The sequence below is a fragment of the Synechococcus sp. R55.3 genome (assembly GCF_047461975.1).
Lineage (GTDB): Bacteria > Cyanobacteriota > Cyanobacteriia > Thermostichales > Thermostichaceae > Thermostichus.
Genome location: NZ_JANSIG010000117.1, coordinates 1 through 6,956 on the forward strand (window position 1 = coordinate 1; position 6,956 = coordinate 6,956).

Here is a 6,956-nt window from a genome sequence, read left to right on the forward strand (position 1 = left end):
AGGGCCTCCGACAGAGAGCGGTTGAGGAGCAGCAGTGTGCCCAAAGTCAGGGCGGAGATGCTCACGCCGGTCACCACGGCCACCAGAATGGCGGTATGGCGGGGGCGCAGGTTAAACCAGGTAAGGCGCTTTTTGCCAATGCGGTAGCCCACCCGATCCCCAACAGCGGCAATCAGGCCACTGACAACCAACATGTAGAGGATTAGCAGTACGCCTTGCATATTCCCGGATCCCTGCCATGGAAATCTTAGCAAGGTTGCCCTGAGGATTTTGGGAGTTGTTGGGGAGGTGGGAAATAGGAATTCAGCTTACTCGCGCAGGAGCCCCGCGCTGTACCCGTAGGGTCAGCGTCGGGAGGAATGCGTCTTGATGAAGTATGGTAGAGCTATGACCCAAGTCCTGACCCTTTCCTGCAAGCTCAGGGTAGCAGAAGCTCAAGCGGCAAAACTCTCTGCTACCCTTTCTGCTTTCACAGAAGCCTTGAACTGGGTCAATGCCAACACCCCAGCAAAGGTAGTCAATGCCATCAAGCTCCAATCCCTTTGCTACTACGAACTTAGGTCGCGATTTGGCTTGTCCAGTAACTTGGCTCAGCAGGTATACCGCAGAGTCGCAGGTAGTCGCAAAGGAGCACAACGGAAAAATAGACCCGTCAAGGAGTTCAAGAAACCGTTTGTTACTTACGATGCCCGCATCTTTTCCTTCAGAGAGAAAGATTGGACAGTGTCCATCACTACCGTTGATGGCAGGGAACGGTTTGAGTTAGCCATCGGCAACTATCAACGCAGGAAGTTAGCAGGGACAAAACCCAAAGCAGCGACTCTGGTTCAGCGTCGTGGTGGTGGGTTCTATCTGCAAATTTGCCTAGAGACAGAAACACCTGTTACCAAACCGCAAGAGCGAGTAATAGGCGTGGATTTGGGGAGAACAGACATTGCCCATACATCGGAGGGAGAGAACTGGCATGGACAGCAGTTGAGCAAAATACGAGAGCATTATTCCAAGCTGAGAGCGGTACTCCAGCAAAAAGCCAGTAAGGGCAGCCGCAGTTCCCGGCGCAGGTGCAGAGAGCTGCTGCAACGGCTGTCTGGCAAGGAGAGGCGCTTTCAAGCGTGGGTCAATCATCGCATCTCCAAAGCTATTGTGGCTAGGCAAAAGCAACGAACAGCGCTATTGCTTTAGAGGACTTGACAGGGATTCGGGAAAGGGTCAATCAACAGCCGCGCAGTCAGACAGAGCGTATGCGTGCAAATAGTTGGGCGTTCTACCAACTGCGCACCTTTATTGGCTACAAAGCTCTGCAAGCAGGAGTTAGGGTGGTGTTGGTGAATCCCCGCTACAGTAGTCAAACTTGCCACCGGTGTTTGCGCATTCATCCCGACCCTGAACAGTCCTACCGCAGTGGGAAGCAGTTTAAGTGTGGGCACTGTGGATGGGAAGGGGATGCGGACTTGAATGGTGCGAATGTGATTGCGCTTTTGGGGGCTGCTGTAAACCAGCCTAGAGGTTAAGCCTACGGCTCGCTTCGCGAACGGGTTTGTTTTGTTCTCTGGCAGAGCATAACAGGCTCAGGGCTACTGAAAGCCCGCACTCTTTCGCTTTAGCGGCGCCGAGCGCTTTGCGTCAGCATGAGTGGTGCGGGTAGTTTACACTTGCTCGGCGAGGAGCATCGAGAGCAGGTAAGGCATCAACTCCAAACCTGGGCAAACCGCCCCGGCGATAGAGCAGGGATCCATTCATCCGCCTGTCCATAGGCTTGTTGGGCGAAGCGACGGGCCAAAGCGGGCACGATGGGCAGGGGGTTGCTGAAGCCGGAAAACAGTTGCAAGCCTTCCCAACCGGGCAGGGATCCGACCAGAGGCTGGTGATCGGCGCTAAAGGCCACCAAGCAGTGATACCACCGTCCGGGCAGGTGGGCCAACTTGGGCAGGTAGCGACCAGCCTGTTCCCGGATCTGGGCTTCGCTGGCGGCTGCATCCACCTCGGCATGGGGATCTGTCAATACCCGGCTGATCTGGCCCATGCGAATGCTGCCATCCACAAATTGCAGGATCCCGGCATCCAAAATCGGCGGGCCAAGCTCGTGCCCCGGCTCGTCCCAGAGGGGATCCCGATCGGGATGGGCGGCTTGCCGCTCCAGTTCCAAGCGTTGCACAGGCGCGCTCATCACCAGCGCTCTCAATTGCAAATCCGAGGGCTCCAGCTCCAGGGATTCGGCATGGGTGAAGTAGATGGGCACCCGGATCCCCGCTTGGCGCAACAAAGCCCGCGTCCAGCCGCCGGCACACACCACCACCTGGCCTGCTCCATAGCAGTTGGCTCCAGCCTCTACGCCCGTGATACGCGCTTCCTGCCGCCGCAGGGCCGTTGCTGTTGTGATCAAGAGGGATCCCCCCAATCGTTGCAAGGCTGTTTGAAAGGCCAGCGCCGTCAACAAGGGGTTGATGTGGCCATGCCGAGCCCAGAGCACTGCTTCCAGAGCTGCCGGATCCAGCAGTGGCTCCAGCTCGCAGGCTGCCTCCACCGAAATCCGCCGGGGTGGGATGCGACAGTCGGCCAGATCCGCCTCGACAGCCTCCACATCACAGCCGGGGGCAATGGGCATGAGCAGGTCCAGCTCACGAAATTGAATGTCTGCCTCCAACTCCTCTGACAGGGTGCGGTAGCGTTGGATCCCTTCTTCCCCCAAAGCTTTGAGCATCGGCGTTTTGCCCGCCCAATGGGCCAAGCCCCCGTAGCTGTAGCGGGTTGCCCCCTTCAGCACCGCTTCTTTCTCCACGAGGAGAACGGATCCCCCCTGGCGGGCCAGCTCATAGCTCAGAGCTGCCCCGGTAATCCCGCCACCGATCACGATCCAGTCGTAGTTGGCCATCGCTTCCCTCGTTGCCCTGAACCTCATCTTGCGGCAAAGTGGCTCCGTTCAGGGTAGCAAGCGCAGCAGAACCTAAGCCTGCACCGGTGGCCGATACTGGCTGAAGAGGAACTCGCAAAGGGCTTCTTTGAGTCCAGATTGAGAGTCTCCTCGGGTTCAGAGTCTGCCAAAGTCCATTTGTGTTCATCGTAGCCAATTGCATAGCAAGGATGAGGGTATGAACGAACTACTTCAAACCATCAACCGCAGTCTCCTGGAGATGGTGGGGCGAGGCATTGAGCTGTTGCCGGGCTTTTTGATCGCCGCAGTCATCCTCTGGGCTACCCGCTATGGCGTTCGAGCCGTGCGGCGTCTGGTAGGATCCGCAGCCAATCGGTGGATCCCCAGCCCTTCCCTGCAAATGCTGCTGGTGCAGATCGGCCAAGTGGGCGCCTGGGTGGTCGGGATCCTCGCGGCCAGCGTGGTGGCTTTCCCGGATCTGCGCTTGGGTGACCTCATCGGGCTACTGGGGTTAGGGTCGGTAGCCATTGGTTTTGCTTTTCAAGACATTTTCAAGAACTTCTTGGCGGGTGTGCTGCTGCTTTTGAACGAGCCTTTTCAACTCAACGACCAAGTTATCGTCGGAGAATTCGAAGGCACCGTTGAAGAAATCAGCATTCGCTCCACCCAGCTTCGCACCTATCAGGGGGAGCGCGTGGTCATTCCCAATGCTATTGTGTTTACCAGCCCGATCACGGTCTTGACCGATCGCCCCTTCCGCCGTACCGATCTGGAAATTGGCCTCGACTACAATACACCTCTGCCCAAAGCTCTGGAGGTGCTGCGGGAAGCCATGCAGGGGGTCGAGGGGGTGCTGGCGGATCCCCCCTTTGAGTTGGACATTGTGGGGTTCGGAGACAGTTCCATTGATTTTGTGGTGCGCTACTGGACTCGGCCCCGCAAGCCGGAGGTGCGGCGCGTCCGCACTCAGGTGATGATGGCTCTCAAACAGGCCTGCGACCGAGCCGGATTGGTCATCCCCTACCCGATTCGCACCGTTTACGTGTTCGACCAGCACGATTTTCAGGATCACATCCCTAATCCCAAGGTCGCCTAGGGATCCCTACCAGCGGGCCAGCAGCATCTGAAATCGGCTCTCCCCCAGCAGAATTGCCTTGGGATCGGGATAAGTCTCGCCAAACCAAGCTCGCAAGCGGGCAATGGCCGCCTGGAAGATCTCCTCTGGGATCGGCCAGGAGCTGCTGTAGCAGCGCTGAGCGTACAGATCAAACAAAGCTTGGGCAGCGATGGCCGTCTGCCACTCTGCCGCTGTCCTCTGTTCCACATGAGCCCCTTGAGACTGCAACAACGCTTCCACCTGCTCGGCATCGGCTCCAACCTGTTGGGATTCAAATCCCAGCTCTGCCAGAATGCCTGTCCACCGGGCCTCGAACGAGTGGCGGGCGCTCATCACCCGCTCTCCATAGCCGTAGAGGTAGACCCCACCTGGCTTGAGCACGCGACGGATCTCGCCAATCGCCTGCTGCCACTCGCGGATCAAGTGCAACACATGCACCGTGATCACCGCATCAAAACACTGCTCCCTAAAAGGCAGGTTGGTGGCATCGGCCATCTGCAAATGAACCTGTGGCGGCATTTGGCCCAGACTTTGTTGAATTTTGTGCCGCAAGACGGCCAGCATGCGCTCGGAAATGTCGATGCCGGAATAGGAATAGCCGCGACGGATCAGCGGCAAGGCAATGCGTCCTGTCCCAATGCCCACCTCGAGAAAGTGGGTCTCAGGGGTGGCTTCCACCGCGGCCAAGATTGCATCGGCGATCGCTTCATCTACGCCGGGAGGAAAGCTGCGGGTGGCATCGTAAAAATCGGCGGCCCGATCAAAACAGACGCTGTGGGATCCCACCATCGCTGCACACTTCCCCAACGGGCAAACCCAGACAGACATAGTATCAACAGAAATAGGCAGGGATCGCCGGGATCTCTGCCCATCTCAAGCCCGAAATTGGATCTCTTCTCGGCTTTCCTCAAGCCTCTTCAAGACTCCTGCGCCAGGCGAGCGTAAAACAAGCCTTGAACGCGAACAGTGTGGGGTTCCATCGCCCCTTGCTCGGTGCTGGAAGGCTGAATGCTAACAAAGGATCCCGCCATCTCCCCGGTGCTGGGATCCACGCGAGCGATCCGCAGCGACATTTTCCCCTGGGAAACCTCGTCCACCTTGCGGTTGGTGGCAAAATCATCTTTGGCAGCCTGTAGACCTACCGCAGTGTCGTAGCCGGTGTTGGATCCCCGCCCGCGCGGGTCGAGGAAGGTGCTGCTGTGATAGCCGGGCACCAAGAACTCCCCTTCAAAATCCGTCGAAGGGTCAATGGCGGAGCCCTGGGCAGTGGCGACCAAGTCTTTCACGCTAAACAGAAACGGCACCAGCTCGCGGCGGGGCATTTGGCCGGTGGTCGGCTGAAAGGTGATCCCATCCACCACTTTGAGCTCCAGCGCACCGTCTTTGGGAGTCACCTCGGCTTTAATCGGCCCCAGAGTGGCCGCTGAGATCAGGATGTTTTTGGCTTTAATAAACTCCTTCTCGCCGTTCCGCTTTTCTTCTTCCACCTCAATTTGCACCGGCTGGAAGCAGACATCCGTCAGCTTCAGGGATCCCCCCCTGGGCACCTCGATACGGCCCCGGGCGTTGTCCGAGACCGAAGGGCAAATGGCGGCCTTGCCGGTGTTGCGGATCTGGTCATAGGTCAGCGGGGCTTTGGCAGCCTCAGCCGGAACAGCAAAGACGCTCAAACAAAGCGCCAACAGGATGGCGAGCAGTGGACGGTACCGCATAATCAACCTCGAAAAACCTTTTTTGAATCTGAACGCTGCTGGGGGAAATAAGCCCGAATGCCCCCATTGTACGCAATCGTGATCCCCCTCAGAGGAAGTGCCTCAAAATTAGCCACCCACCAACAGGGATCCCAGCCAGCGTTCCCGAATCTGGGTGATCAACTCGCGGATAGGCTGTTGGTTGACACGGTAGCTGATGGGATGGGCAATCAGGCGAGCTGTACTCTCGAATAGGCAGTCTCGCTCAATCAGGCCGTTTTCCCTCAGGGTGCGCCCTGTGGCTACCAAGTCGACGATGGCATCGGCCATGCCGGTGAGGGGGGCCAACTCCACCGAACCATAGAGAGAGATAAGCTCCACCGGCAAATCTAGACGGTCAAAATACTCCCGGGCGCAGCCGACAAACTTAGAAGCCACGCGGGCATGAGCAGGCAACTGAGCTGCCGAGTGGTAGGGGCTATCTTGGGGAAGGGCCACCGACATGCGACAGTGGCCAAATTGGAGATCCAACAGGTGGGCCACCCGCGCTTCGGTGCCGGCATAGCGCTCCCGCAAGACGTCGTAGCCGACAATGCCCAATTGCGCCTGCCCGTACTCCACATACACCGGCACATCGTGCGTGCGCACCAGCAGCGCTTCGTAGCGTTGCCCGTTCAGCCGGGTGGGGGACTCAATCCGCAGTAGGCGATTGCCGGGATCCAAAAAACGACTAAAATCGATCCCCACCTGCTGCAGACATTGAATGGCCTCAGGCAGCAGGGCCCCCTTGGCCAGAGCAATCGTGATGGGTGGGCTGTCGGGACGGCCATCCAGCATTTTTTCAGCATCTACATCTACATCTGACCTTGATCTGATCTTGGGCCGGAAGTAATTGGTATGAACAAACACAAGAATCTCGGGATCCCCGCCTGCCGAGTGGACTCCTGGTAGAGACGGGTTAGAACGAGGGGCCTAGGGGGAAACATCAGCGAGAATGCCCAGAGACAGGCCGGCAGCAAGCGGGCTCTCCCAGAAAAGCAAGCCCCCTTGATTGTAGGGGATCGGAATCCCGGCAGCGATTCCCCAGCCTCTTGAAAGCCCCACCGGTTCTCCAGAATGCCTGGGATGTTGACATACTCCCCTGCCTAAAGGCAGGGGATTCTTGACGCTTCACAGACCGATGCCAGCAAGCTGGTCTTACTAGGTCGTGTTGATCTTATGTTAGGATAGAGAGAGTAATTTATAGAGGAAAGAGGATGAAGTTGGTTTTTTTAGA

At 57.7% G+C, this 6,956-nt stretch carries 6 protein-coding genes and 1 pseudogene; 2 read left to right on the forward strand and 5 right to left on the reverse strand.

Annotated features, from left to right (window positions below; translation table 11 throughout):
• The coding region (locus NW849_RS13460) for a DUF3084 domain-containing protein (protein ID WP_414358256.1) at positions 1 to 221 on the reverse strand (221 nt) is incomplete at its 3' end.
• Between the two features lie 166 nt (positions 222 to 387).
• Between NW849_RS13460 and NW849_RS13465 the strand changes: the two are divergent.
• Positions 388 to 1,645, forward strand: a pseudogene (locus NW849_RS13465) (RNA-guided endonuclease InsQ/TnpB family protein).
• Between the two features lie 42 nt (positions 1,646 to 1,687).
• On the opposite strand, the gene NW849_RS13470 reads toward NW849_RS13465, so the two are convergent.
• Positions 1,688 to 2,872, reverse strand: coding sequence for an NAD(P)/FAD-dependent oxidoreductase (locus NW849_RS13470; RefSeq protein ID WP_414358258.1), 1,185 nt, complete (start codon positions 2,870 to 2,872; stop codon positions 1,688 to 1,690).
• Between the two features lie 217 nt (positions 2,873 to 3,089).
• Here NW849_RS13470 and NW849_RS13475 point away from each other — a divergent pair, with 217 nt between their 5' ends.
• Positions 3,090 to 3,968 (forward strand): mechanosensitive ion channel family protein, encoded by an 879-nt coding sequence (locus NW849_RS13475; protein WP_414358260.1) that lies wholly within the window; start codon positions 3,090 to 3,092, stop codon positions 3,966 to 3,968.
• A gap of 6 nt (positions 3,969 to 3,974) precedes the next feature.
• Here NW849_RS13475 and NW849_RS13480 read toward each other — a convergent pair whose 3' ends face one another.
• The 3 genes from NW849_RS13480 to hisG all read right to left on the reverse strand — a co-directional run bounded on the left by NW849_RS13480 (position 3,975) and on the right by hisG (position 6,517).
• Complete coding sequence (locus tag NW849_RS13480; RefSeq protein WP_414358263.1) at positions 3,975 to 4,817, reverse strand: class I SAM-dependent methyltransferase; 843 nt, start codon at positions 4,815 to 4,817, stop codon at positions 3,975 to 3,977.
• An 89-nt stretch (positions 4,818 to 4,906) separates the two neighbouring features.
• Positions 4,907 to 5,701 carry a photosystem II manganese-stabilizing polypeptide gene (locus tag NW849_RS13485; protein WP_414358265.1) on the reverse strand — a complete coding sequence of 265 codons (795 nt, stop codon included), beginning with the start codon at positions 5,699 to 5,701 and terminating at the stop codon, positions 4,907 to 4,909.
• 108 nt (positions 5,702 to 5,809) lie between these two features.
• Positions 5,810 to 6,517: an ATP phosphoribosyltransferase gene (gene hisG / locus NW849_RS13490; protein WP_011433162.1), complete on the reverse strand. Its 708-nt coding sequence runs from the start codon at positions 6,515 to 6,517 to the stop codon at positions 5,810 to 5,812.
• Between the last annotated feature and the right edge of the window lie 439 nt (positions 6,518 to 6,956).

What these genes read in the sequence shown, in the direction of transcription:
- NW849_RS13470 (WP_414358258.1), bottom strand. Translation starts at nt 2,872, where the DNA reads ATGGCCAACTACGACTGGATCGTGATCGGTGGCGGGATTACCGGGGCA.
- NW849_RS13475 (WP_414358260.1), top strand. Translation starts at nt 3,090, where the DNA reads ATGAACGAACTACTTCAAACCATCAACCGCAGTCTCCTGGAGATGGTG.
- NW849_RS13480 (WP_414358263.1), bottom strand. Translation starts at nt 4,817, where the DNA reads ATGTCTGTCTGGGTTTGCCCGTTGGGGAAGTGTGCAGCGATGGTGGGA.
- NW849_RS13485 (WP_414358265.1), bottom strand. Translation starts at nt 5,701, where the DNA reads ATGCGGTACCGTCCACTGCTCGCCATCCTGTTGGCGCTTTGTTTGAGC.
- hisG (WP_011433162.1), bottom strand. Translation starts at nt 6,517, where the DNA reads ATGCTGGATGGCCGTCCCGACAGCCCACCCATCACGATTGCTCTGGCC.